Genomic DNA, 1,592 nt, shown 5'->3' with positions numbered 1-1,592 from the left:
AGCGCCATCTCGCCGTTGTCGGTGCAGGGACCGTCGGCGATGACCTGGTTGACCTCGACCCGGTCGCCCTCGGCGACGATGGGCTTCTGGTTGAACGAGGTGCCCTGGTTGGAACGCTTGAACTTGGCGACCCGGTAGGTGGTGCGGGTGCCGTCGTCGTTCATGACCGTGACGTAGTCGGCGGAGACCTCCTCGACCACACCGGCCTTCTCGGCGCTGATGACGTCGCCGGCGTCGGTCGCGGCACGGTACTCCATGCCGGTGCCGACCAGCGGCGACTCGCTCTTCAGCAGCGGCACGGACTGCCTCTGCATGTTGGAGCCCATGAGCGCGCGGTTGGCGTCGTCGTGCTCGAGGAAGGGGATCATCGCGGTGGCCACCGACACCATCTGGCGCGGCGACACGTCGATGTAGTCGACCTCCTCGGCACGGGCGAGCTCGGTCTCACCACCCTTGGTGCGAACCAGGACGCGGGGCTCGGCGAACGAACCGTCCGGGTTGAGGGTGGTGTTGGCCTGCGCCTTGACGTAACGGTCTTCCTCGTCGGCGGTCAGGTAGTCGATCTGGTCGGTCACCTTGCCGTCGACGACCTTGCGGTAAGGAGTCTCGACGAAGCCGAAGGCGTTGATGCGGCCGAAGGAGGCCAGCGAGCCGATCAGACCGATGTTGGGGCCTTCCGGCGTCTCGATCGGGCACATCCGGCCGTAGTGGGACGGGTGCACGTCGCGGACCTCGAAGCCGGCGCGCTCACGCGACAGACCACCGGGACCCAGCGCGGACAGACGCCGCTTGTGCGTCAGGCCGGCCAGCGGGTTGGTCTGGTCCATGAACTGCGACAGCTGCGAGGTGCCGAAGAACTCCTTGATCGACGCCACGACCGGGCGGATGTTGATCAGGGTCTGCGGCGTGATGGCCTCGACGTCCTGCGTGGTCATGCGCTCGCGGACGACGCGCTCCATGCGGGCCAGGCCCAGGCGGACCTGGTTCTGGATGAGCTCGCCCACGCTGCGCAGACGGCGGTTGCCGAAGTGGTCGATGTCGTCGGTCTCGACGATGACCTCACGACCCTCGGCGCCCGGCATCGACTCCTCGCCGGCGTGCAGCCTGACGATGTACTCGATGGTGGCGACGATGTCGTCCTCGGTCAGCGTCCCCTGGGTGATCTCCGCGTCGATCCCGAGCTTCTTGTTGATCTTGTAACGACCGACCTTCGCCAGGTCGTACCGCTTCGGGTTGAAGTAGAGGTTCTCCAGCAGGGTCTGCGCCGACTCCTTGGTCGGCGGCTCACCCGGACGCAGCTTGCGGTAGATGTCGAGCAGCGCGTCGTCCTGGCCGGCCGTGTGGTCCTTCTCCAGGGTGGCGCGCATCGACTCGTACTGGCCGAAACGCTCGAGGATCTGTTCGTTGGTCCATCCCAGCGCCTTGAGAAGCACGGTGACGGCCTGCTTGCGCTTGCGGTCGATGCGGACACCGACGCTGTCACGCTTGTCGATCTCGAACTCGAGCCATGCCCCCCTGGAGGGGATGACCCGGCAGCCGTACAGGTCCTTGTCGGAGGTCTTGTCGACGCTGCGGTCGAAGTAGACACCCGG

Annotated in this window: 1 pseudogene; it reads right to left on the bottom strand. The window is 66.4% G+C overall.

Going from position 1 to position 1,592, the window contains the following annotated elements:
* Positions 1-1,592 (bottom strand): annotated as a pseudogene (locus ACWDLG_RS45030) (DNA-directed RNA polymerase subunit beta); the annotation flags it as partial.

The sequence above is a fragment of the Nonomuraea sp. NPDC003727 genome (assembly GCF_053586935.1).
This window is presented reverse-complemented; position numbering and strand designations above follow the sequence as displayed.